This window comes from Neobacillus sp. NPDC058068 (assembly GCF_042885335.1).
Lineage (GTDB): Bacteria > Bacillota > Bacilli > Bacillales > Cytobacillaceae > Neobacillus.
This window is the reverse complement of the sequence record NZ_JBHVSI010000028.1, coordinates 1-22,831: the sequence shown is the minus strand read 5'-3', so window position 1 is coordinate 22,831 and position 22,831 is coordinate 1. Positions and strand designations below refer to the sequence as shown.

The following is a 22,831-nucleotide window of genomic DNA, read 5'->3' as shown; positions in this document are numbered from 1 at the left end:
ATGAAAAAGTTTACTGTTCTGTTAGTCGCTGTAATGATGTTATTTGCTTTAGCCGCTTGTACAGCAAACAAAGATGCTGGAAGCGAAAAGAAGGACGATGGAAAAGGAAAGTCAGGGGAAAAGGCAGAAAAGGTAGAAAAGGTTCTGAACTTGAATAATAGCCAAGAGCCAACATCGTTTGACCCGCCAATCGGCTTTGATGCTGTTTCGTGGAATTCGTTAAACAACCTTATGGAAGGTCTTACGCGCTTAGATGAAACACATCAACCAAAAGAGGCAACTGCTGAAAAATGGGATGTCTCCGCTGATGGGAAAACGTATACATTCCATATTCGCGACAATGCAAAATGGTCCAATGGCGATGATGTAACGGCCGACGATTTTGTCTTTGCCTGGAAGCGTTTATTGGATCCGAATACAAGTTCTCCGGCAGCGTTTTTAGCTTATTTTATTGAAGGCGGCGAGGCTTATAATACCGGAGCGGGTTCTGCAGATGATGTAAAGGTAAAAGCAGTGGATAAAAAGACCTTCGAAGTAACACTAATCAGCCCGCAAGCCTATTTCTTAAGTGTTATTTCTAATCCTTGTTTCTTCCCAATTAATGAGAAGGTAGCCAAAGAAAATCCAAAATGGTTTGCCGAAGCCAACACATTCGTGGCAAATGGTCCATTTAAATTAGCAGAATGGAACCATGATAGTGATTTAACCATGGTCAAGAATGATAAATATTGGGATGTAAAAAATGTGAAATTGGATAAAGTTCATTGGGCAATGGTTGACGATCCAACGACTGAATACCAAATGTTTACAACAGGTGAGCTGGATACTTCTGATGTCCCGGCAGAGATGGCTGAAAAGCTGTTTAAAGAGGGAGACGTAAAGGTAGAAGACCAAGCTGGCGAATACTTCTATCGTTTTAACGTCACAAAGGCACCTTTCCAAAATGAGAATATCCGTAAGGCGTTTGCCCTTGCTGTTGACCAGAAGCAAATGGTTGAGCTCGTGACGAAAAACCAAGAAAAGCCTGCCTACGGTTTTGTTTCCTACGGATTTAAAGATCCTGATGGCAATGACTTCCGTGAAAAGAGCGGTGACCTGATTAAAACTGATGTAGCAAAAGCGAAAGAACTGTTGAAAAAAGGAATGGAAGAGGAAAAGTACACGAAGCTTCCAGAAGTTACCTTAACCTATAGCACAAGTGATTCTCACAAGAAAATTGCTGAAGCGCTGCAGCAAATGTTTAAAGAAAATTTAGGCGTGGACGTGAAGCTTGCCAATATGGAAAGCAGTGTGTTTGCAGCAGATCAAAAAGCTTTAAAATTCCAGTTCTCACGGAGTTCGTTCCTTGCAGACTATGCCGATCCAATCAACTTCATCGAAAACTTTATTACTGGCTCGCCGATGAACCGTACAGGCTGGAGCAATAAAGAATTTGACCAATTGGTTAAAGATGCAAAGCTTGAAAAGGATGAAAAGAAACGGTATGAGATGATGTATAAAGCGGAGAAGATTTTACTCGACGCAGCTCCAATTGTTCCAATTCACTTCTACAACCAAGTATATTTACAAAATAAAAATGTAACAGGCATCGTCCGACATCCAGTTGGTTACTTAGAGTTAAAAGGCGCGGATAAAAAATAAAAAGAAAAGCGTAAGCGCCTTGGTCATCCCCGTCAAGCATAAGACGCTCCCAAAAAGAAGGCGCTTTTGCCTTCATTTTGGGAGTGGCTTAGACTTCCGAGGCTAGGCGCTGGAGCTAGACAAACTGGTAAAAGGGATGTTCGGTAGAACATCCCTTTTCTTAAAACCTGGAAGGGGGTTATTGTGATGAACGTTGTAAGACCAAATCGCCTGCAAAAGGGAGATACTGTTGGAGTCATTGCACCAGCAAGCCCGCCAAACCTTGAAAATCTTGAAAGAGGCATCGAGTATTTGCAAGGGCTAGGGTTGAAGGTCAAAAAGGGAAGAGGTGTCAGCAAAATTTATGGCTATTTAGCTGGGGCTGATCAAGAGAGACTTGTTGACCTGCATGAGATGTTTTTAGATAAAGAGGTAAAGGCAATCATTTGTGCCTGCGGTGGATATGGAACTGGTCGAATTGCCGCTGGGATTGACTATGAAATCATTAAGAAAAATCCGAAAATATTTTGGGGCTATAGTGATATTACTTTTTTACATACTGCTTTTCGGCAAGAAACCGGGCTCGTTACCTTCCATGGACCGATGCTGGGATCTGATATTGGGAAGGAAGATACACACGCATTATCACGAGATGGATTTTTGCAATTGTTTCATCCAGAAGCAATGACCTATACCGAGCAGCTCTCTCCATTAGAGGTGGTAGTTGCTGGGACAGCGAGCGGTCCGCTCATAGGCGGCAATCTGTCACTGTTAGTTAGTACGCTTGGCACTAAATTTGAAATAGATACAAAAGGAAAACTGTTGTTTATCGAAGATATCAATGAAGAACCACGTTCAGTAGACAGGATGCTCAATCAGCTTTATATGGCGGGTAAGCTTGATGAGGCAAACGGGATTTTGCTAGGAGACTTTTGTGATTGTACACCGAAAAGGGATCTTTCATTAACGCTTGATGAGGTAATCAATCATTATCTCAAGCTTGCAAATAAGCCTGCTTTAAAGGGATTCCAAATCGGTCACTGTAATCCGCATATTTCTATACCACTTGGCGTGAATGCGACGATGAATACGATGGAAAAAACTCTAATTGTCGAGAGCGGCATTTTGTAAAGGAGTGTTAAATATAATGAGGATTGAGCGAATTGAAACATTTCGAGGCGCGGTTCCACTAATTAAACCGTTCAAAACAGCACTAAGGACCGTTACAACGGCAGAGGCTATTTTTGTAAAAATAATCTGTGATAATGGCATTGTCGGCTGGGGAGAGGCACCTCCAACCGTTGTGATTACCGGAGACAGCCTTTTAAGCATCGATTCGGCCATCAACTATGTGATCAAACCGTTTTTAGAAAAGAAAAGTCTGTTAAACTATGAATTGCTATTTCAGGGACTGAAGACCATTTTGGTCGGGAATTCGAGTGCAAAGGCAGCCGTCGATATGGCTCTTTATGACTGCTTGGCCCAATATTGCAAGCTGCCGCTTTATCAATTCCTTGGCGGTCATAAGCAGGAATTGGAGACGGATTTCACCGTTAGTGTCAATGGACCTGAAGAAATGGGTGACGACGCCGTTTCCTATATCCAACAAGGATTCAATGTTCTGAAAGTGAAGGTGGGCAAGGATGATATTGCCACCGATTTAGAACGCATCCGCGAAGTACGGAACCGGGTTGGGAACAATATTAAAATCCGCCTCGATGCAAACCAAGGCTGGACCGCAAAGGATGCCATCCGGGCCATCCGCAAAATGGAGGACAGCGGCTTACAGATTGAATTAGTCGAACAGCCTGTTAAAGCGGATGATATTGAAGGTCTAAAACAAGTAACGGACCATGTCGATACGCTGATAATGGCGGATGAAAGTGTGTTCACAGCTAGACAGGCCTTTCAAGTATTGAAAACAAGAAGTGCCGATTTAATTAATATAAAGCTGATGAAAGCGGGAGGAATTTATCAGGCGCAGATTATTAACCAGCTTGCCGAAACATGCGGTGTCGAGTGCATGGTCGGGAGCATGATTGAAACTCGTCTTGGGATTTCTGCTGCCGCTCATTTTGCCGCAAGTAAGCAAAATATTACTCGCTATGATTTTGATGCCCCGCTGATGCTGGCGAAGGAAATTGTTGATGGGGGAATTCAATATAATGGGCGATTTATAACAATGCCAAGCGAGCCAGGTCTAGGGATTAAAGGGGTTATTTTTGAAGGGGGAGTTTCTGTTGGATAAATGGCTTGTTAGTGTTCCGGTTGCTACGGTTTGGACGTCTGCTGATTCGGCCCGGGAAATAGATTGGGATGCGGTCACAAATCCAGTTGATATAGAAGCATGGTTATCCGGCTTATCATATGAAACACGGTTAGGTTTATGCGAAGACAACCTTGTTCAAACACAGCTTTTATTCGGTCAAGAGGTTTTGCTGGTAGAGGAAAAAGAGGAGTGGGCTCAAATCATTATTCCAGATCAGCCTTCTTCCAAAAATGAGAGCGGCTATCCTGGCTGGGTTCCGAAATGTCAATTAATGAAATGTCATGAGGACTGGAATATAGAAAACGGACCTGTGGCAGTGGTAACGAGACCGATGGCCATTCTTTCGAAGGAAGGCAGCACTTTAGAATTATCGTTTCAAACAACGCTGCCGCTGATGAAGGAAGAGGATTCGCAGGTAATAGTCAAAACACCGGATGGCATCGGTGCATTAGGCTGGGAAAACATTGTTGTCTTTGAATCCTTAGCAGCACGTTACAAAGGGATGGGAAGCGATATCGTTTCCGCTGGAGAACAATTCCTTGGACTGCCCTACCTTTGGGGAGGGATGAGCAGTTATGGCTATGATTGTTCTGGTTTCAGCTATTCCATGTGTAAGGCAAATGGTTATGTCATTCCCCGTGATGCTCATGATCAAGCAGGTGCGGGAAAACCAGTTGCCACAACAGATATAAAACCTGGAGATTTATTGTTTTTTGCCTATGAAGAAGGGAAAGGAAGCATCCATCACGTCGGTATTTATTACGGTGACGGGAAACTGCTTCACTCTCCGAACACCGGCAAAACGGTTGAAATTATTCCGCTTTCGGGAACCATTTACGAGCGGGAACTTTGTGCAGCACGGCGTTACTGGAATGATACGGAGGCATAATGATGGAAAAATTACTACAGGTAAATAACTTGAAAAAGCATTTCGATTTAGGGCATGGAGAAATCCTGAAAGCGGTTGACGGGGTAACATTTCATATCAATAAGGGTGAAACCTTTGGCATCGTTGGTGAATCGGGATGTGGTAAATCTACTGCCGGTAGGACAATCATCGGCCTATATGACCGGACAGATGGAGAAGTTCTCTTTAATGGGAAAAACATTCATAATCTAAAATCGCGGGAACGGTTTGCTTTTCACCGGCAAATACAGATGATTTTTCAGGACCCCTATGCCTCATTAAACCCGAGATCAACCGTAAGTGAAATTATTTCTGAGCCGATGGAAGTCCATGGCCTCTATCCTAATAAAAAGGAACGATTAAAGCGGGTCTATCAATTATTAGAGGATGTTGGCTTAAATAAAGACCATGCCAACCGCTATCCTCATGAGTTTAGCGGCGGACAGCGCCAAAGGATTGGCATTGCCCGTGCACTGGCACTGGACCCGGAATTTATTATCGCTGATGAACCGATTTCCGCTTTAGATGTGTCCATCCAGGCACAGGTCGTGAACTTGTTAAAGCGGCTTCAAACTGAAAAAGGGCTAACCTACCTATTTATCGCTCATGACCTTTCCATGGTAAAACAAATCAGCGACCGGATTGGCGTCATGTATTTAGGTCAATTAGTTGAATTGACAACTAGTAACGAATTATATAAGAAGCCTCTCCATCCGTACACACAGGCATTGCTGTCAGCAATCCCGATCCCTGATCCGGATATTGAGGACAGAAGAGAGCGGATTATTTTGAAAGGGGAACTGCCAAGTCCAATCAACCCGCCAAGCGGCTGTGTTTTTAGGACGCGCTGTCCAATGGCAATGGACATTTGCAGTGCCGAAAAACCAGTGTGGCAGGAAATGGATGCGAACCATTTTGTCGCTTGCCACTTATATGATAAAAACAAAACCGGCGGGCATGATTATTCTCAGGCTGCCGCGACAAGATAGCCCATGAAAAGCTTAGAAACGAGAGTATTCGAAGAAATAAGCGGATTCAAAGGGCGGATTGGGCTGGTTATTGAGATTGACAACGAACAGATTCAAGTGAATAGCTTGGAAGTGTTTCAGTCTGCAAGTCTAATTAAAGTTCCGATTTTAATAGAAGCACTGAGACAATGTGACAATCGGGAGCTGGGCGAGAATGACCCAGTCCCGGTTTTTAAGGATGCAATTGTCGGCGGTTCAGGGGTTTTGCAGGCCCTGTCACCTAATGTCCGGCTGACAGTTAGAGATGTAATGACGTTAATGATTATCGTTTCAGATAATACAGCTACTAATCTCTTGATTGACTTATTGGGAATGGACGCGATTAATCGGTTTATGCGGCAGTCCGGATTGAAACAGACCGAGCTGAACCGGAAAATGATGGACTTTCAGGCAATCTTACAGGGAAGGGACAATTACACAAGTCCGCTGGACATGATTCAATGCCTGAAGTGGATGACGGAAGGAACGATCCTTTCGATGGAAAGTCAGGCACTTGCGTTAGAAATCATGGGTATTCAGCAATTTAAAGATAAGCTGCCAGCGAGAATGGATGATGATCGGCTGTTCGTGGCCAACAAAACCGGTGAGCTTCCAAAAGTGGAACATGATTGTGCCGTGCTTCAATTTGGAAAGAAAACCGCTTTTGTGGCAGTCTTGATGGACCAGATTGAAGACTTGCAGGCCGGAAAGCAAACCATGAAGAACCTTGGAAAACATATATTTGATTATTTAGTTGAATAGGTAAGAAAGGGACTGACTTCTGAAAAAGTCAGTCCCTTTCTTACTTACGTTGAGCATGCTGAGCGATTAGGGTCAGCGTGCAGATTCGTTAATCTAGATGATTTACACGGTCGTTATTTGTTTTAAATGGCCACCAGTTGGCTACGCCAAATGTTTTCACCATGACTGGTACAAACAATGGAAGCATAACGAGAGAATACAAGGCAAGACCGATTAAGAGAATCGTTGCAATTTCTAGCAATGATAAAACACCTGATGGCATCATCGCTGCAAAAGTACCGCCTAAAATGACTGCGGCAGAAATAATGACTGTACCCATCTTTTTCATAGCATGCAGGATGGCCTGTTCCACCGGCAAATCCCGGTATTCGTTGAACCGGTCCATTAAGAAAATACTGTAGTCAATTCCAAGCGCTACTAAAATAACAAAAGCAAAGAATGGGACAGCCCAGCTAATTCCTGAATAACCTAGCAAATGAACAAAAATCGCTTCCGAAATCGCCATGGAAGTAAAGTAGGTTAGGATTAAGGAACCAATTAAGTAAAGCGGCATAATGATGGAACGCAGTAAAATAATTAGGATGATACTAATCCCGATAAGCATTAATACCACGGTCCGGGAATAATCTGCCTTGGAAATGGTATCAAGGTCATTGTGCATACTTGATACACCGCCAACGGCCACTTTGGCATTTTCCAGCTTTGTATCCTTAACAGCCCGTTTGACCGCCTGCTTAATTTCTGGGATTCGATCAATCGCTTCATTGGAATACGGATTTTTATTAAAGACAACATCAATCGTCATCACCTTGCGATCCGCTGACATATAAGCATTGAGTGCTTGCTCAAAGTCTTTACTATCCAGTACGTCCTGTGGAATGTAAAAACCATTCTGCTTCTGCTTCGCTACATCGGAAAGATAGTCCTGGGCAGAATTCAATCCATTGGATACTTGATTTAAGCCATCTGAACTTTGCGTTAAGCCGTCAGAGAGCTGGGTGATTTGACCGCTCATGTCTTGGAATCCAGTCAGGATCTGTTGCTGTCCATCTTTAAGCCCAGCTAAACCTCCTGAAAATTGTGGCAGGTTTGCAATAGCTTCCCTCTGACCTGCTTCCATTTTATAAAGTCCATCTTCAAGGTTTTTAATCCCTGTAATCAGCTTTTCCATCCCGTCTACTAGCTGCCCATGGTGAGCAATAATAGAGGAAAAGTTTTTGTTCGCAATATCAAGGCCGTTTTGAGCTCCTTTTAGTTCAGTATTTATATTATTCAAAGCAGTTGCCAAAGAGACTTTTGGATCGTTTATCGAAGTATCTGTTGCCGTTTTGGCACCAGCTACCCTCATTTTAATAGCTTGATAGCTTTCATTTTGGGCGATGCCTGAATATTGATTTTCAAGTTTAGCAAAATACTGATCCGTTGAGGCTAGCCTTTGATGCAAGACAGCTAATCCGCCCACGATTTCATCGTAATGCCCTTTAAGCGTGCCAAGACCAGTACTTGCGTCCTTATAGCCCTGCAGGATTTGTTTGTACCCTGCTAATAGCTTTTCAGATTGGGATTTCATATCCTCTACGCCTTTACGTGCATCTGTTAATCCAGTGGAGCCACTTTTTAGTCCATGTTCAATTTTTGTCAGCCCATCTTGAAGGGAGCCCATTCCTGTTTTTAATTTGTCGGTCCCGGTAATTAATTGGCTGATGCCATTTGTAGCCTCCTGCATTTTCGGCTGATTCGCTGCCATCTGACTGCTTGCTTCGGCAAGACCAGCACTGATTTTCTTGATACCGTCATTTCCTTCACCAAGTCCCTCCCCAAGGCTTGCTACTTGTTTTGATAAATAAAAATCATCAATTGGTGAGCCTGTTGGACGGGTTACGGAACGGACGGATTTCACATCATTTACTTTATTCAGCTCCTGGCTGATTGTTTCCGTCAACGCGATATAATCCGATGTGCTCATCTTGTCATCGTTTTTAATGACAATTTGTGTTGGCATCGATTCACCAGGACCGAATGAGTCAGCGATGATATTGAAGCCTTTTATCGACGGATAATCATCACTGATTTCCTCAAGTGAGTTAAATGATAATTGCCCCTTATAGGTGAATAAGAACGGAACCGAAATGATGGCGACAAGGATAAAGGCAATCAACGGACGCGCTAGGGCAAATTTGCCGGCAAAGCCCCAGAATTTACTATCACCATGCTCAAGCTTGCCTTTGGAAGGCCAAAATAGTTTTTTTCCAAGCACGGCCATGAAAAAGGGCACGACAGTGAAAAGCGCGATTAATAAAATGGCCACCCCAACGGCAACGGCGGCTGCCGATTTGTAAAGCTGAAAGGTTGAAAAACCGATCGATGCAAAGCCAATTAAAACCGCTATACCGCTGAATAAAACGGTTTTTCCAGCCGTTCGATAAGTGGTAATAATCGCTTCATTCGCATGCTCACCTTTTGCTAGTTCTTCTTTAAAGCGGCTGAGTAGCAGGATACAATAGTCAGTACCAATCCCAAACAGAACGGCGACCAAGAAAATCTGGGTAAAGGTTGATAGTGGGAAGTTAAACTTATCCACTAATATCGAGACGATTGATTGAGCAGTAAGATAGCTGAAGCCGACGGTTACTAACGGAATAATCGGTGCAACTGCAGATCTAAACACAAGCAGGAGAACAATCAAAATGAAACCAACGGTGATTCCTTCTGTTTTTTTCAAGCCTTCTTGCGAGTTTGTGACAAGGTCCTCGTTTATGACCCAGCTGCCGGTATAGTAATGAGCAAGCTTGGTCTGATCAATCGCTTTATATAAATCTTTTGAAATATCTTTTGCTTCCCGGCCATTTGCGGTTACTTTTAGCGAAACAAGAATGGTATTTCCATCTTTTGAAACAAGCTGATCCTTAAGCTGTTCTTGATTGAAATGGGTGAGGATTTCAGTAATTCCAAGTTCATTCTTATTGTTTTCGAGCTGTTTAACCGCTTTTTCTGCTGTCGAAAAATCATCCTTTGTTAACTTTTTATTACTATGGAAGACGAGAGCTGTTTGCAGATGACTGCCTTTGTTTTCACTCGACTGGACATCTTTGAGAAATTTTTCAGCGATGGTCGATGAATAACCCGCGGGTACTTTAATTTGTCCTTTCTCCCGGACAAGTGCTTCCATATTTGGAGCGACCATAAAAAGAGCAGTGATAACAGCAATCCATGCAACGAGGATGAACCATTTTCCTTTAATTATTGCTCTCACTTTGTTATTCCCCCAGTTCTTCTTTCTTCTTGTGGTCTAATATTTGGGCTAGTTTTTCATACGTATTGATAAAATTCTTAATTTCTGACTCTTCAAATTGAGTAATGATCGATTCCACGAGAAATTGTATTTTTTCTTGGCAGTTCTGATAAAGAATATTGCCTTCATCCGTTAAGGTTAAATATACTACTCTTCTGTCATTTTCATCACGAGTTCTTTGAATGAGGCCTTTATCGGCCATTCGGTTGATAATCGCCGTGATGGCACTTTTATTCACTTCAAAAGCATCAGCCAATTCAGAGGAAGTGCATTCCCCTGACTGAGAAATGTACCTTAATATGTAGTGCTGGTCATTGGTTAAATCATCGCCAATTTTCCCTTTGATTAATGACTCCGCCTTTTTATGAACTTGAAAAGAAACAGTCACGTATCGGTCGATTAACTCCTGAATAATCTTGTTAGTCACAATATTTTCCACCTCGCAAATTAGTTCAATCATTTAACTATTCACCTGTTTAACTATAAATCAAACTAATAGGAGTGTCAATTACTTATCTTTAAGGAAAAGTTAAGGAACGAAGATAATAATAGGCTTATTCGAAAATAATGTGTCCTGTAAAGGGTCTCCAGGATCAGAAAAGGAGTAAATAACAATGAAAAAATGGATTTTAATTGCAGTGGGCGTTCTGGTAGTTGGTTTTGTCGGCTACCAATGGTATTCATCTAAAACGAGTACTCAACAAGCATCGGCAGAAGTGCGAACTGCCACTGTACAAAAGGGAACGTTAGAAGTCAAAATCAGCGGATCGGGCACGGTGCAGGCGATAACAAGCGAAGATATTAAGTCAACAATTGATACTAATCAAATAGATGAGGTCTTGGTGACAGTTGGCGAGGAGGTAAAAAAAGGCGCAGTACTGATGACGTACATTGATGGAAGTGATCCAGTCATTGCACCAGCAGATGGCGTTATTACCACAATCGCCGTTCAAAATGGAGAACGTGTTAATAATGGACAAGTTGTTGCCCATCTAACGAACTACAAAGACTTACAAACCGTTGTCCAAATTGATGAGTTAGATATTCCAAAAATCAAAAACGGACAAACGGTGAGCTTAAAAGTCAATGCGTATCCGGACGAGAGTTTCACCGGAAAAGTGACTGCAGTTGCGGAAGAGGGTTCCTCAGCAAACGGAGTCTCAACATTTGATGTCACGATTCATATTGACAAACCAGACAATTTAAAAGTAGGTATGAGTGCTGAAGCAAGTATTCTGACCGCGAGCAAAGAAAATGCTTTGTTAGTCCCACTCGATGCTGTTTACACGAGAAACAATCAGAAATATGTTATCGAGCTTACAGATAGTCAAAACTCTGGAACCGAGCAAAAAATAGTGAAAACGGGCTTAGCAAATGAAGATTATGTAGAAATTACCGAAGGAATCGCAGAGGGTCAAACCATCCAATTACCGCAATTGGCTGTAGGAGGCTCCTCCACTAATTCTAATCGCATGATGCAAGGCGGTGGCTTTGGCGGCATGGGCGGCATGGGGAACATGGGTGGAGGCGGTATGAATCGAAACTGGGGCGGACAAGGGAAAGTAGAAGTAAGGAGTGGGAACTAATGAGTAATCCAATTATTCAAATTAGTAACCTCATGAAAACCTATCGGCTCGGCGGCGAAACCGTACATGCGTTAAATAATGTTTCCCTAGAGATTGAAAAAGGTGAATTTTTAGCGATTATCGGTCCCTCGGGTTCGGGGAAATCGACATTAATGAATATGATTGGCTGCCTTGACCGTCCACAAACGGGAAAATATCTATTGGATGGTAAGGATATTGGGAAAATGAACGATAACCAGTTAGCGACGATTCGGAATCAAAAAATTGGATTTATTTTTCAAAATTTCAACCTTTTGACGAAATTAACGGCGCTCGAGAATGTGGAGCTGCCCTTGTTATATGCAGGTGTGTCATCGAAAGAAAGGCGCGAACGGGCATTAGAAGGATTAAACAAAGTCGGGTTGAAAGAACGGGCCGGGCACTTACCCACACAGCTTTCTGGGGGGCAGCAGCAGAGGGTTGCGATTGCCAGAGCGTTGGCGGGAAATCCAGCTATTCTTCTCGCCGATGAACCTACAGGCGCGCTAGACAGCAAAACAAGCAAAGAAATTCTGCAGGTTATGAAAGAACTAAATGAACTTGGCAATACGATTATCTTAATTACCCATGATTTAGCGATTGCCAAACAAGCAAATCGAATGGTCAGCATCCAGGACGGTCAGCTGCTAGAGAACGGGGGTGAGCTCGTTGGGAATTTTTCAATCTATTAAGATGGCCCTAAAAAGCATAAAGAGTAATAAACTCAGGTCCGCGTTAACAATGCTTGGTATGATTATCGGAGTTTCGTCGGTCATCATCCTTGTGTCGATTGCGCAAGGCTCTGCGGCAAATGTAACCAGCCAAATCAATCAGTTGGGCACTAATCTCTTAACCTTAAATACTTTTGGAACTGATTTATCCTTAACAGAAGATAAAATTGATGAGTTAGGTAAATTGAATGGCGTTAAAGCAGTTTCACCAGTCGTATCTGGCCGTGTAAATGTAAAACAGGGCCGAACATCATCACAGGTTACGTTAACAGGTACCAATGCTGCCTATTCCACTGTCCGGGATACGAAGGTAAGTGAAGGGAGATTTATTACTGACCAGGATCTCGAATATCGGCAAAAGATTGCGGTGATTGGTTCTGATACCGCAGCTACTTTTTTTGGGTCGGATAATCCTGTTGGCCAATATCTTCAAATCGATGGAACTTCATTTAAGGTTGTTGGGGTGTTGGTGTCGAAAGGGAGCTCGCTGGGACAAGGCGGTGACAATGTCGTCATCGTCCCGATCAGCACCGGTCAGCGTTTAGTTAAGAGCACGACGATTAACCAAGTGTATTTACAAGGAAAAAATGAGGATCAAATGGATTTTGTGACGAACGAGATAAAAATGGCGCTAGCTTCTATGTTTCCTAACAAAAGTGATTCCTATAGTGTGACGAATCAGCAGGATTTAATGGATACAATGAGTTCGGTCACGAATACGATGACTATGATGTTAGGGGGTATTGCCAGCATTTCCTTACTGGTTGGCGGTATCGGAATTATGAATATCATGCTCGTTTCTGTTTCAGAACGGACGAAGGAAATCGGGATTCGCAAAGCGATTGGAGCAAAAAGGCGGGATGTACTTCTCCAATTCTTAATTGAAGCTGTAGTATTAAGCGGTGTAGGGGGACTGATTGGGTTATTAACCGGAGTAGGCTTAGGAAAGTTATTATCTTCTATATTAAGTTTGACTGTTTCCTTTACTCCATCCGTGATGGTATTGTCCTTCTTATTCTCGTTAGCTGTTGGAGTTGTATTTGGCGTTTTTCCTGCCAATAAAGCTTCGAAGTTAAATCCGATTCAAGCCTTGCGCTACGAATAATGAAAGTTACATGCGGCTCGCTTCTGTTGCGGCCGCTTTGTTTGCTATATAATAAAGCTAATTAATATGGAGGAGCGGGAAAGATGCGTTTATTAGTTGTTGAAGATAACCTTCCTTTGTTGGAGTCAATTGTTCAGTTGTTATCTGATGAGTTTGAGGTCGATCAAGCATCAAACGGGGAGGATGGCCTGTTTTTGGCGATGCAAAACATTCATGATGTGATTGTGTTAGATGTCATGCTACCGGAAATCGATGGCTTTGAAGTGTTGCAAACGATTCGAAAGGAGGGCTTAAAGATTCCTGTTCTGTTCCTTACAGCAAGGGACTCATTAGAGGACCGCGTGAAGGGATTAGATAGCGGCGGCGATGATTATTTAGTGAAGCCGTTTCAAGCAGCGGAATTGAAAGCAAGGATCCGCGCTTTATTACGGAGAAGCGGCAGTTTAACGACTAATCAAACGATTCAATATCGTGGGATTGAGCTGCAGGGGAAGGAAAGGGAGATTACCGTCAATAGGGAGCCGATTAAACTCACCACCAAACAATATGAGCTTTTGGAGTTTTTGATTCAAAACAAGGGAGCGATCTTAACAAAAGAGCAAATTTATGATCGTGTCTGGGGCTTCGACTCTGATACAACCATCGCCATTGTGGAGGTATTCATGCACCATCTCCGTAAAAAATTAGAACCGTCTGGTTATCATGCCGATATTAAAACCATTCGTGGTGTCGGCTATATGCTGAATGAAGCGTAAGGGAGATTTGTATGTTTCAGAAAACACATATCCGGCTGACATTGTTGAATTCTTTGGTGTTTATTATATTAATTAGCATTCTCGGAAGCATTATTTATATTTATACAGAAAATAAACTCTATAAGGATGTTGACGAATCATTACTTGAATCAGTTGATATTTTTATTAACCAATCGCAGCCGAGGCAAGTGATAATTGGAGGTGGACCGGGACCAAGGATCGTCCGGAGAGATCCAAGAATCATGACACTATTTTGGAATGAAGACAAGCAGCTTTTAGTAGAACAGAACCGTGATTTCGAATTATTTAAGGACAATGAAAAGTTCATTCAACCAAAGAGCCTGAACAAGGTGCAGGATGTTAAAGTGGGTGACTTTTCTTTTAGATATATTGCTTTTCAAATTGAAGCTCCCAAAGTGGGAAAACTAACCGTACAAAATATTCGCAATGTCAATTCAGAAAAAGAATTATTAGATAGGCTATTATTAATCATCCTAGTAGGTTGTGGCGTGGGGGTACTTTGTGCAGTTGCATCCGGTTACTTCTTAGCGGGGAGGGCTTTGGTTCCGATTACAAACGCGTGGCAGAAGCAGCAGGAGTTCGTTTCCGATGCTTCACACGAGTTACGAACACCCTTAGCCGTTATTCAAGCAAAAACAGATTTACTATTTCGCTCACCAGGAGCGACAATTCAAGAAAAAATTCTCGATGTTTCGACGATTTCGAATGAATCAAGGCGTCTCTCCAAACTGGTAACGAATTTACTGACACTCGCGAGATCGGATTCTGATCAAATCGAAATGAAAAAGTCAGACTTTCAACTTGAGGAGCTTTTAGAGGAAATCATTCAGCAATATGAAGAAATTGCTATTTATCAAGAAAAGTTACTTCGGCTTGACGTAGCTGAATCAGTTCATTTTTTTGCGGATAAAGAGAGAATTCACCAGCTGATCGTTATTTTGTTGGACAACGCAATGAAGTATACAAAAGAAGGCGGTGAAATCCTCCTTTCGTGCACGCAAAGCCACTCTTCGATTTTCTTGCAAGTGAAGGATAACGGGATTGGTATTCCTGAAACGGATATTCCGAAAATCTTTGACCGCTTTTATCAAAGCGATAAGGCACGGACGGCTGCAGAGGGTACAGGGCTGGGGTTATCGATTGCCAAGTGGATCATTGAGAAGCATCATGGTAAAACAAAGGTTACCAGCACCCTTAATAAGGGGACAACCATAGAAATTATATTTCCAAAAGCCCAAAAAACTTGAATTTTGGGCTTATTTTTTTAGGCTGTGTTAAAGCACATTGTTGATTTTGAGCACAATGATGATTGGAGTGGAAGGCGCGAGACTCCTGCGGGAGCAGCGGGACAGGTGAGACCCCGCAGGCGCTTTAGCGCCGAGGAGGCTCACCGCCCGCCCCGCGGAAAGCTCGCGCCTGGAACGGAAATCAACATTCCCTTTTTACAGAGCCTTTTTTTAAGAAAAACTTAAGGATTCCCCTTCATAATAAGTTTAGCAATGGTACAAGCACATTTTCGTGCAGTTTATTGATTCGAAGGGAGATTACTTTAATGAAAAAGACGAGAAGAGCACATTTATGGATTGGCTTAATTGCATCGGTGTTCATTTTTATCGAGGCTCTTAGTGGGCTATTATTGAATGAGCCGTGGTTAATTGGACAAGCACAGCCAGCAATTGGCGGAGGGAATTTCCAGCCGGGTCAATTTAGACAGGGACAAGTTCCTCAAGGAATGCCAGATAATTTTGGTCCAAGTAATGGGCAAACAGATGGACAAGCTCCTGATCAAGGACAATCACAGTGGCAAGGAAGAGCAAATGGAAATGGACAATTCCAGGGACGTCGCGGAATGGACGGAAATGGAAATTTCCCTGAAGGATTTAGAAGAGAAGGCATGGGACAAGGTTCTGCCCTTAGCATCATCCGCGGCCTTCATGAAGGAAGAATTGGCAATACAAACATCAAGTGGCTATTAGACCTCGTTGCCCTTGCAATGATGGTCCTAACGGGAACAGGTATTTATTTATCGATAAAAGTTCTTGGTGCCGAACGAAAGAGAAAGAAAAGCCTTGATGATAACATCGGCATTTCTTAATCAAATGCCCATGAAAATTAAGCTAATCTTAAGCATTAATTGGTAAAGTTGGTCCATAATTCATTATTTAAAATGATAGTAAACAGGAGGACTGGCAAGTAATGAAAAGAAAGGTGCAAAAAAAAGGAATAAATCTATTACTAGCTGTATCAATGCTTGGGATGGTTTCTGGATCACACATTTCAACGGCATATGCTGAAGGCAATCCCAATGTAAATCAGGAAAACCCAAAGACTAACACTCTTGCTAACTTAGAAATTACCGGGTTAAAGCTGGATCAGCCTTTTTCATCAGATGTCAAGGAATACTCAGCGACCGTTGAAAATGAAGTTCAATCGTTTAAGTTACTTGTAGAAGGTAGTAATCCAGCAGCGTCTATTATTATTAAAGGCCAATCAATAACTAGTGGAAAGGAAGAAACTTTTTCGCTGCAAACGGGAAAAAATACCTTTCTGATCACAGTGAGTGATGGCAGCCAAACAGCAAATACCTATACCTTAACGATTACAAGAAAACAAAATGGAAATAATCTATTGCAAAATATTAAACTATCTGCGGGAGCACTCTCGCCGGCATTTTCTTCTGAAATAACTGATTATTCTGTTCAAGTAACAAATGATGTTAATGCCATCATGATTACCCCTGCATCAATTGATAAGACAGCAACCATCGAAGTGAATGGAACTATCGTCAAGGGGGCAGGTGTTTCCGTAAAACTCGCGGATGGAAAAGCAGACATAGTCATTGCCGTTACAGCAGAAAATGGTGATAAGAGAACTTATACAATCCATGTTACCAAAGCTGCAGCCACAAGTCCGGAGCCCAACAATTCATCACAGAATAACAATTCATCAAAGAATAATAATTTTTTACCGAATAACAATTCATCGCAGAATAACAGAAATAATTCATCCATGCCAACTGGGCTGCAGCAAAACTCAACTACGGAACAAAAAACAAGTAAGGCAACACTTTCTTCTCTAACTGTTTCTAATGGTACCTGGGGAAGTGATTTTAGCAAAAATAAATTTACCTACCATGTAGCCGTTTCAAAAGATGTAAAAACGATTACCATTACCCCAACTGCTAGCTACAATGCTTCTACCATCATGATTAATGGAGACAGCAGCAAAACAATTCAGCTAAAAGATAATCAGAAAACGATTATTCCTATTGTAGTAACCTATGATGATGGTGACCGAAAAACCTATGTACTTGTGTTTGATAGAAATGAATAACTGAATGAGTTCATAAGAATTCATGTAAAAACCGGGCAGAATTTGCCCGGTTTTTCTTATAAAAATAAAATAATTAAAATCTAAGAAAAATAGTTATTTATGTAAGATGATACCATCTGTTATAATACTATCAAATTATAGAAATGTGGTGATATCATACATGACAAACGGCGAATTTGAATTGCTAGTGAAACGATTTGAGAGGGAAGCAGCTGAGAATTCTAAATCATATCGACTGAAAGTATTGTTGATGACGGGGCTAGGTTTTGGCTATGTATTTTTCTTTTTAGCTTTATTCTTATTTTTGATGGGGCTGTCGATTGCCTACTTAGCTAGTGGAAGCTTTAGTTTTGGCAGTATTAAACTTCTCCTTATTGCTGGTGCATTATCCTACTTTATTTTGAAGGCACTGTTTATCAAAATGGAAATGCCGGATGGGTATTATCTAAAAGAAGAGGATGCACCGGAATTCTTTGCGAAGATAGAGGAATTAAGAAAGAAAATAGGAACACCTGAAATTCATTCTATTTTTTTAGATAGTACATATAATGCTGGTGTTTTACAATATTCGAAGTATGGATTTTTTGGCAGAAAACAAAATATTTTACAAATAGGTTTGCCGCTGCTTTCGACTCTAAGTGAGAAAAATTTTCTTACGGTAATAGCCCATGAATTAGCCCATATTAGTCATTCCGATACCGCATTTGGGGCAAAAATTTACCGTGTACGCCGAACTTGGGCAAGGTTAATGGACTCCTTAGAGGAGAATGAACAATTTGGAACTTTCCTATTTAGGAAATTCTTTATGTGGTACTATCCCCGATATGATGCTTATACTTTTGCGCTGGCACGCCAGCAGGAATATGAGGCAGACAAGGTAGCAATGAATGTGACAGGGAATGCTGCTGTTTCACTATGTACGATTGAAGTGGCAGCCACCTATTATGAAGCAGACTTTTACGATCAGTTATTTGAAGAAAGTGCAAAAACGGATTCTGTTCCTGAACCATACACAGAATTTAAAGAAAAATTTAATAGTTTAAATGAGCCGCAATTAGAGAAATATCTTCAAGACTCTTTAAAGCGGAAAAGTACGGTGACCGATACCCATCCAAGTTTGATGGAAAGACTGCAATTTTTAAAAGGCGAGCCTACTTTGCCTGAAAGAGTTAACAACACGGCGTTGGAAACCCTTTTCGTAAATCCAAAACGGATTCTTAATCACTTTAATGACCTATGGATTGAGTGGAACTACGACAATTGGAAAGCTGGAATCAAAGACTATCATCATGACCAAAAAAGATTTGAAGAACTTTCAACCAAAAGTTCTCCTTTAGAATTGGCTGAATTATGGGAAAAGGCAAATCTTTCAAGGCAATTTAAAGGGGATTCGGAAGCGGTTAAGATTTACGAAGAAATCGTTCAGTCCTATGCCGAAAAAGAGGCCGCCCCAGCCTATTTATTTTTAGGAAATTATTATTTGGAAAATAAGACAACAAAAGAAAAAGGAATTGAATATATTAAAAAAGCAATATCCTTGGATTGGGAATGCCGTCTCCATGGTTTGGATTGTTTATGTGAATATTACCATCAAACCAGTCAAAAAGAAAAGCTGGAAGAAACAAAAGCAGAGTTGGAAAAATGGTTGGAAATTGTCGAGCAATCAGACCAAGAATGTAATTATTTTTACGCCAATGATCAATATGTCTCACATGACAAACCAGCTAAAGAAATAGAACTTGGTGTTCAACAGTTAAGTTTGCATCCGGAAATCATGTCTGCCTACCTTGTTCGTAAGGTGTTAACAGTGATTCCTGAACGACAGCAATATGTATTGGCGCTAAGTGTGCTTACTCCAAAAGGAACTAAACTTATTGAAAACATGGAAGCATTGTATGAAAAATATGTTCATGAACTAACTGCGTTCACTGATACCGCAGTTATAATCTTAACCGAAAAGGATGAACTTCTGCAGAAAATTAAATCAATTGATCATGCTTCTATCCATTGTCTCATAAAAAGTGAACGGGTATCATAAAAAAATGGCAAACCAATTGGTTTGCCGTTTTTTTTACTCAACAATTATCGTTCCCTTAAACATATTCATCCCACAGCTAAAGGTATATTCTCCTGATTTGTCAGGTGTAAATGTTAAATTCGTAGTGCCTTCTATAAGGTTGACATTATTAATATTAAAATCCGGAATCATAAAGGTGGATAGGCAGCTATTATTTTTGAGTGGATTTTCGATTTCTAGTTCAACCGCCACTCCTTTTTTCACCCGAATTACGTTAGGTGTGTAGCCTTTTTCCGTTACGAGCATTTTCACTTTTGGCGTGTCTTCGTTCGTTACATCGACTTCTGTTTTTGGGACCTCCAGGTTGCTGGATGCCTGTTGAGATTGTGATTGAGTCGCTTCGCTGTTACTAGGAATTTTCACAAAATCACTGCTATACATGAATAGGAACAAGGAAACAATCACAACTCCTGCCCCTAAAATCGCAAACGGCGAAAGCTCTTGGGTATCAATCGAAAACTTATTGTTTGTGGCAACTTTAATATAAACAATTACAAAGCCAATGATAACAATATAAAAGCCTAATAATATCCCTAATAAAATGGTGGGGTTAATAAATTGAAGGAAAAGTCCGAGTATCGCACCATTAATACTTCCCATCAAACCCGCAATAGATCCCATGAGAATAGCTAGAATTCCAACGGGGTGTCCGGCTAAAAACCCAACGATAAAGCCAATAATCATGCTGACACCAACGACTAGAAACGCCTCACCTGAAAGAATCCCAATAATACTGCCGGTAAGCAAGCCGGTTATCACTGCAATAACCATGCTGATCATTACCCCTGGCGTATTTGTCAGTTGGTCTTTATGAAGGTAAATAAGTAAAATAGAATAACCGGTGCCAATTGCAACTACCGCAGCTGAAATAATCGAAAAAATTGTCATTTCTGGTCTCCTCATATGTGTCCTCTTAAAATAAACAACATAAGAGTATTATAAATGCAAATGGCGGCTCTGAGGCGATAGGGGATATGAACGTTTTATGAAATTTGCTTATAGAAATGGAAAGTTGGGGAATTATTCTTTTTCATTTTCAGTTGCCTTTTTATAAATCCGTTTAAGGACTTCATTCTGCATACGAATGTATTCAAGCAAAAATTCCTTTTCTTCTTCCTCCAGGTCAAGATTATCCTTGTCATCGTTCATGAAGTCACCCCATTTATTCTAATACCTGCATTTTAACCCATTTAATTAGATGTTTAAAGGTGAAAGTAAGAAAAATATTCCACGATAGAATTGACATTTGTGTGCGGGACAGATATAATTTTTAAAAAAATACTATTGAAACAATGACGAGGATTAGTAATGTGAAGTGGTCTTACCAAGAGAGGAAACCATTGGTGTGAGGTTTCTTAAGACGGTCATTTGAACCTGCCTCCGAGTTCTGTATCGGATGAATTTGAAGATACAAGCGGATAAACTCCGTTATCATGGAAAGAGTATAAAGCAATTGCTTTATGAAGTTAGGGTGGTACCGCCAGGCCTTGGTCCCTTTTTAGGATCAAGGCCTTTTTGTATTTAAATTAACTAATGGGGTGTCAAAATTGGCAAAAGAATTCGTAAAAGATGTAACCAGTATGGACGAGGATTTCGCCCAGTGGTATACAGATGTTGTTACAAAAGCAGATTTAATTGATTATTCAAGCGTACGCGGTTCGATGATTATCCGCCCATACGGCTATGCGCTTTGGGATAATATCAAAAATGAATTAGATCACCGCATTAAAGAAACAGGGCATGAAAATGTGTATATGCCATTATTTATTCCAGAAAGCCTGCTGCAGAAAGAAAAGGACCATGTTGAAGGCTTTGCTCCTGAAGTAGCTTGGGTTACACATGGCGGTTCTGAACCATTAGCAGAAAGATTAGTTGTCCGCCCAACATCAGAGGTGCTTTTTTGCGAGCATTACAGTAAGATTATTCATTCTCATCGAGATTTACCAAAGCTATATAACCAATGGGCTAACGTTGTCCGCTGGGAAAAAACTACCCGTCCATTCCTCCGCACGTTAGAATTTTTATGGCAGGAAGGGCATACAGCCCATGCGACCGATGAGGACGCGATGGAAGAAACAATTAAGATGCTGAATGTGTATGCGGAGCTTTGTGAAACGATTCTTGCGATTCCAGTTGTAAAAGGGCAAAAGACGGAGAAGGAAAAATTCGCCGGTGCTAAAGCCACTTTCACGATTGAAAGCTTAATGCATGACGGAAAAGCTTTGCAGTCAGGAACTTCGCACCATTTTGGCACAGGCTTTGCTGAAGCTTTTAACATTCAATACTCGGACAAAGAAGGAAAACTTCAATATGTGCATCAAACATCATGGGGCTTCACGACAAGGATTATCGGCGCCCTGATTATGGTACACGGCGATGACCGCGGACTTGTAATTCCACCAAAAGCAGCACCAACGCAAGTCATGATTGTGCCAATTGCGCAGCATAAAGAAGGTGTACTTGATTTTGCCTACGATTTGAAAAAATCGCTTGCGGCTGTTGCTCGTGTTGATATTGATGCCAGCGATAAGAAGCCAGGCTGGAAATTCAATGAGTACGAAATGAAGGGGATTCCAGTTCGTCTTGAAGTGGGTCCAAAAGACATTGAAAATAAGCAAGTTGTTTTAGTAAGACGCGATACGTTAGAAAAAGTAATTGTTCCTTTAGCGGAGTTAGAAACAAAGCTTGTTGAATTACTTAATGACATTCAATCCAATTTATATAACAAAGCATTGAACCACCGTGAAGATCGAACTACGGTTGCTTTAACCCTTCCTGAATTACAGGAATCACTTGAAGCGAAACCAGGTTTTATCAAAGCAATGTGGTGCGGCGAATTAGCCTGTGAGGAAAAAATCAAAGAAGAAGCAGGCGCAACCTCCCGCTGTATCCCATTTGAACAAGAACAGCTATCAGACTCATGCGTTTGTTGCGGAAAAGAAGCGAAACAAATGGTTTATTGGGCAAAAGCTTACTAAAAATTGCTCAATGAGAGGCTCTTCCTTTACGGGAGGGTCTTTTTTTCGGAAAAAGAGGTCTTTGCCTAGCACTTTAGTGGCAAAAAATAGTTCAATGGGCGAATTTAGGCGTTCAATGGGCGAAACTATGTATTCAATGGGCGAATTTTGGACTTCTGTCAATAAAATAGATATTTATCCGGCTTAATTTGGCGTATTTTTTTTAACTTCCGCGCTTCGCTTGGAGGCCCCTGCGCAAAGGAATAATTTGAAAACCAATTATTCCTTTACGCAGGGGTTATAAGGTCTTCACAGGCGACTCGTCGTTGCGCCTTTTCATACGCCTTTTCATACTCGATTGGACTGGCGTATCCTAGCGTTGAGTGTATAC

The 22,831-nt window shown here is 41.4% G+C and carries 19 protein-coding genes and 1 other annotated feature; of the genes, 15 read left to right on the top strand and 4 right to left on the bottom strand.

All coding sequences use genetic code 11. The features are described 5' to 3' along the window. From ACFVSW_RS24775 to ACFVSW_RS24750, 6 genes are all read left to right on the top strand, one after another. On the top strand, positions 1 to 1,641 hold the full coding sequence (locus ACFVSW_RS24775) for a peptide ABC transporter substrate-binding protein (RefSeq protein WP_387319273.1): 1,641 nt from the start codon (positions 1 to 3) through the stop codon (positions 1,639 to 1,641). A 186-nt stretch (positions 1,642 to 1,827) separates the two neighbouring features. After that, positions 1,828 to 2,751 (top strand): S66 peptidase family protein, encoded by a 924-nt coding sequence (locus ACFVSW_RS24770; RefSeq protein WP_387319272.1) that lies wholly within the window; start codon positions 1,828 to 1,830, stop codon positions 2,749 to 2,751. A 16-nt stretch (positions 2,752 to 2,767) separates the two neighbouring features. Further along, positions 2,768 to 3,868 carry a dipeptide epimerase gene (locus tag ACFVSW_RS24765; protein WP_387319271.1) on the top strand — a complete coding sequence of 367 codons (1,101 nt, stop codon included), beginning with the start codon at positions 2,768 to 2,770 and terminating at the stop codon, positions 3,866 to 3,868. After that, positions 3,861 to 4,778: a C40 family peptidase gene (locus tag ACFVSW_RS24760; protein WP_387319270.1), complete on the top strand. Its 918-nt coding sequence runs from the start codon at positions 3,861 to 3,863 to the stop codon at positions 4,776 to 4,778. The genes ACFVSW_RS24765 and ACFVSW_RS24760 overlap by 8 nt, the downstream gene beginning before the upstream one ends. Continuing rightward, positions 4,778 to 5,785 (top strand): ABC transporter ATP-binding protein, encoded by a 1,008-nt coding sequence (locus ACFVSW_RS24755; protein ID WP_387319269.1) that lies wholly within the window; start codon positions 4,778 to 4,780, stop codon positions 5,783 to 5,785. Before ACFVSW_RS24760 ends, ACFVSW_RS24755 begins: the two co-directional genes overlap by 1 nt. A gap of 3 nt (positions 5,786 to 5,788) precedes the next feature. After that, positions 5,789 to 6,565, top strand: a complete 777-nt coding sequence (locus tag ACFVSW_RS24750; protein WP_387319268.1) for a serine hydrolase — start codon at positions 5,789 to 5,791, stop codon at positions 6,563 to 6,565. Positions 6,566 to 6,653: 88 nt separating this feature from the next. Here ACFVSW_RS24750 and ACFVSW_RS24745 read toward each other — a convergent pair whose 3' ends face one another. Beyond that, positions 6,654 to 9,818, bottom strand: a complete 3,165-nt coding sequence (locus tag ACFVSW_RS24745; RefSeq protein WP_387319267.1) for an MMPL family transporter — start codon at positions 9,816 to 9,818, stop codon at positions 6,654 to 6,656. A 4-nt stretch (positions 9,819 to 9,822) separates the two neighbouring features. Next, on the bottom strand, positions 9,823 to 10,317 hold the full coding sequence (locus tag ACFVSW_RS24740) for a MarR family winged helix-turn-helix transcriptional regulator (RefSeq protein WP_387319266.1): 495 nt from the start codon (positions 10,315 to 10,317) through the stop codon (positions 9,823 to 9,825). 154 nt (positions 10,318 to 10,471) lie between these two features. On the opposite strand from ACFVSW_RS24740, the gene ACFVSW_RS24735 reads away from it, so the two are divergent. The 8 genes from ACFVSW_RS24735 (at position 10,472) to ACFVSW_RS24700 (ending at position 19,444) form a co-directional block, all read left to right on the top strand. After that, on the top strand, positions 10,472 to 11,443 hold the full coding sequence (locus tag ACFVSW_RS24735) for an efflux RND transporter periplasmic adaptor subunit (protein WP_387319265.1): 972 nt from the start codon (positions 10,472 to 10,474) through the stop codon (positions 11,441 to 11,443). Beyond that, entirely contained in the window at positions 11,443 to 12,153 is a 711-nt protein-coding gene (locus tag ACFVSW_RS24730) for an ABC transporter ATP-binding protein (protein WP_387319264.1), read from the top strand. The genes ACFVSW_RS24735 and ACFVSW_RS24730 overlap by 1 nt, the downstream gene beginning before the upstream one ends. Continuing rightward, the gene (locus ACFVSW_RS24725) at positions 12,131 to 13,297 is read left to right on the top strand and encodes an ABC transporter permease (protein ID WP_387319263.1); all 1,167 of its coding nucleotides are present in this window, start codon (positions 12,131 to 12,133) and stop codon (positions 13,295 to 13,297) included. Before ACFVSW_RS24730 ends, ACFVSW_RS24725 begins: the two co-directional genes overlap by 23 nt. A gap of 83 nt (positions 13,298 to 13,380) precedes the next feature. Beyond that, positions 13,381 to 14,052 (top strand): response regulator transcription factor, encoded by a 672-nt coding sequence (locus tag ACFVSW_RS24720; protein WP_387319262.1) that lies wholly within the window; start codon positions 13,381 to 13,383, stop codon positions 14,050 to 14,052. Between the two features lie 11 nt (positions 14,053 to 14,063). Beyond that, on the top strand, positions 14,064 to 15,320 hold the full coding sequence (locus ACFVSW_RS24715) for a sensor histidine kinase (RefSeq protein ID WP_387319261.1): 1,257 nt from the start codon (positions 14,064 to 14,066) through the stop codon (positions 15,318 to 15,320). A 305-nt stretch (positions 15,321 to 15,625) separates the two neighbouring features. Continuing rightward, the gene (locus ACFVSW_RS24710) at positions 15,626 to 16,168 is read left to right on the top strand and encodes a PepSY-associated TM helix domain-containing protein (protein ID WP_387319260.1); all 543 of its coding nucleotides are present in this window, start codon (positions 15,626 to 15,628) and stop codon (positions 16,166 to 16,168) included. A 101-nt stretch (positions 16,169 to 16,269) separates the two neighbouring features. Beyond that, complete coding sequence (locus ACFVSW_RS24705; protein ID WP_387319259.1) at positions 16,270 to 17,406, top strand: cadherin-like beta sandwich domain-containing protein; 1,137 nt, start codon at positions 16,270 to 16,272, stop codon at positions 17,404 to 17,406. 160 nt (positions 17,407 to 17,566) lie between these two features. Beyond that, positions 17,567 to 19,444: a M48 family metalloprotease gene (locus ACFVSW_RS24700; RefSeq protein ID WP_387319258.1), complete on the top strand. Its 1,878-nt coding sequence runs from the start codon at positions 17,567 to 17,569 to the stop codon at positions 19,442 to 19,444. Between the two features lie 33 nt (positions 19,445 to 19,477). On the opposite strand, the gene ACFVSW_RS24695 is transcribed toward ACFVSW_RS24700, so the two are convergent. Continuing rightward, entirely contained in the window at positions 19,478 to 20,371 is an 894-nt protein-coding gene (locus ACFVSW_RS24695) for a cupredoxin domain-containing protein (protein ID WP_387319257.1), read from the bottom strand. Positions 20,372 to 20,503: 132 nt separating this feature from the next. Then, the gene (locus ACFVSW_RS24690) at positions 20,504 to 20,632 is read right to left on the bottom strand and encodes a hypothetical protein (protein ID WP_387319256.1); all 129 of its coding nucleotides are present in this window, start codon (positions 20,630 to 20,632) and stop codon (positions 20,504 to 20,506) included. 134 nt (positions 20,633 to 20,766) lie between these two features. After that, positions 20,767 to 20,982, top strand: a binding site (T-box leader). A gap of 81 nt (positions 20,983 to 21,063) precedes the next feature. Here ACFVSW_RS24690 and proS point away from each other — a divergent pair. Next, the gene (gene proS / locus ACFVSW_RS24685; RefSeq protein WP_387319311.1) at positions 21,064 to 22,461 is read left to right on the top strand and encodes a proline--tRNA ligase; all 1,398 of its coding nucleotides are present in this window, start codon (positions 21,064 to 21,066) and stop codon (positions 22,459 to 22,461) included. Positions 22,462 to 22,831 lie beyond the last annotated feature (370 nt).

What these genes read in the sequence shown, in the direction of transcription:
- ACFVSW_RS24740 (WP_387319266.1), bottom strand. Translation starts at nt 10,317, where the DNA reads ATGATTGAACTAATTTGCGAGGTGGAAAATATTGTGACTAACAAGATT.
- ACFVSW_RS24775 (WP_387319273.1), top strand. Translation starts at nt 1, where the DNA reads ATGAAAAAGTTTACTGTTCTGTTAGTCGCTGTAATGATGTTATTTGCT.
- ACFVSW_RS24710 (WP_387319260.1), top strand. Translation starts at nt 15,626, where the DNA reads ATGAAAAAGACGAGAAGAGCACATTTATGGATTGGCTTAATTGCATCG.
- ACFVSW_RS24700 (WP_387319258.1), top strand. Translation starts at nt 17,567, where the DNA reads ATGACAAACGGCGAATTTGAATTGCTAGTGAAACGATTTGAGAGGGAA.
- proS (WP_387319311.1), top strand. Translation starts at nt 21,064, where the DNA reads ATGGACGAGGATTTCGCCCAGTGGTATACAGATGTTGTTACAAAAGCA.
- ACFVSW_RS24715 (WP_387319261.1), top strand. Translation starts at nt 14,064, where the DNA reads ATGTTTCAGAAAACACATATCCGGCTGACATTGTTGAATTCTTTGGTG.
- ACFVSW_RS24765 (WP_387319271.1), top strand. Translation starts at nt 2,768, where the DNA reads ATGAGGATTGAGCGAATTGAAACATTTCGAGGCGCGGTTCCACTAATT.
- ACFVSW_RS24730 (WP_387319264.1), top strand. Translation starts at nt 11,443, where the DNA reads ATGAGTAATCCAATTATTCAAATTAGTAACCTCATGAAAACCTATCGG.
- ACFVSW_RS24720 (WP_387319262.1), top strand. Translation starts at nt 13,381, where the DNA reads ATGCGTTTATTAGTTGTTGAAGATAACCTTCCTTTGTTGGAGTCAATT.
- ACFVSW_RS24690 (WP_387319256.1), bottom strand. Translation starts at nt 20,632, where the DNA reads ATGAACGATGACAAGGATAATCTTGACCTGGAGGAAGAAGAAAAGGAA.
- ACFVSW_RS24770 (WP_387319272.1), top strand. Translation starts at nt 1,828, where the DNA reads ATGAACGTTGTAAGACCAAATCGCCTGCAAAAGGGAGATACTGTTGGA.
- ACFVSW_RS24755 (WP_387319269.1), top strand. Translation starts at nt 4,778, where the DNA reads ATGATGGAAAAATTACTACAGGTAAATAACTTGAAAAAGCATTTCGAT.
- ACFVSW_RS24750 (WP_387319268.1), top strand. Translation starts at nt 5,789, where the DNA reads ATGAAAAGCTTAGAAACGAGAGTATTCGAAGAAATAAGCGGATTCAAA.
- ACFVSW_RS24735 (WP_387319265.1), top strand. Translation starts at nt 10,472, where the DNA reads ATGAAAAAATGGATTTTAATTGCAGTGGGCGTTCTGGTAGTTGGTTTT.
- ACFVSW_RS24705 (WP_387319259.1), top strand. Translation starts at nt 16,270, where the DNA reads ATGAAAAGAAAGGTGCAAAAAAAAGGAATAAATCTATTACTAGCTGTA.
- ACFVSW_RS24695 (WP_387319257.1), bottom strand. Translation starts at nt 20,371, where the DNA reads ATGACAATTTTTTCGATTATTTCAGCTGCGGTAGTTGCAATTGGCACC.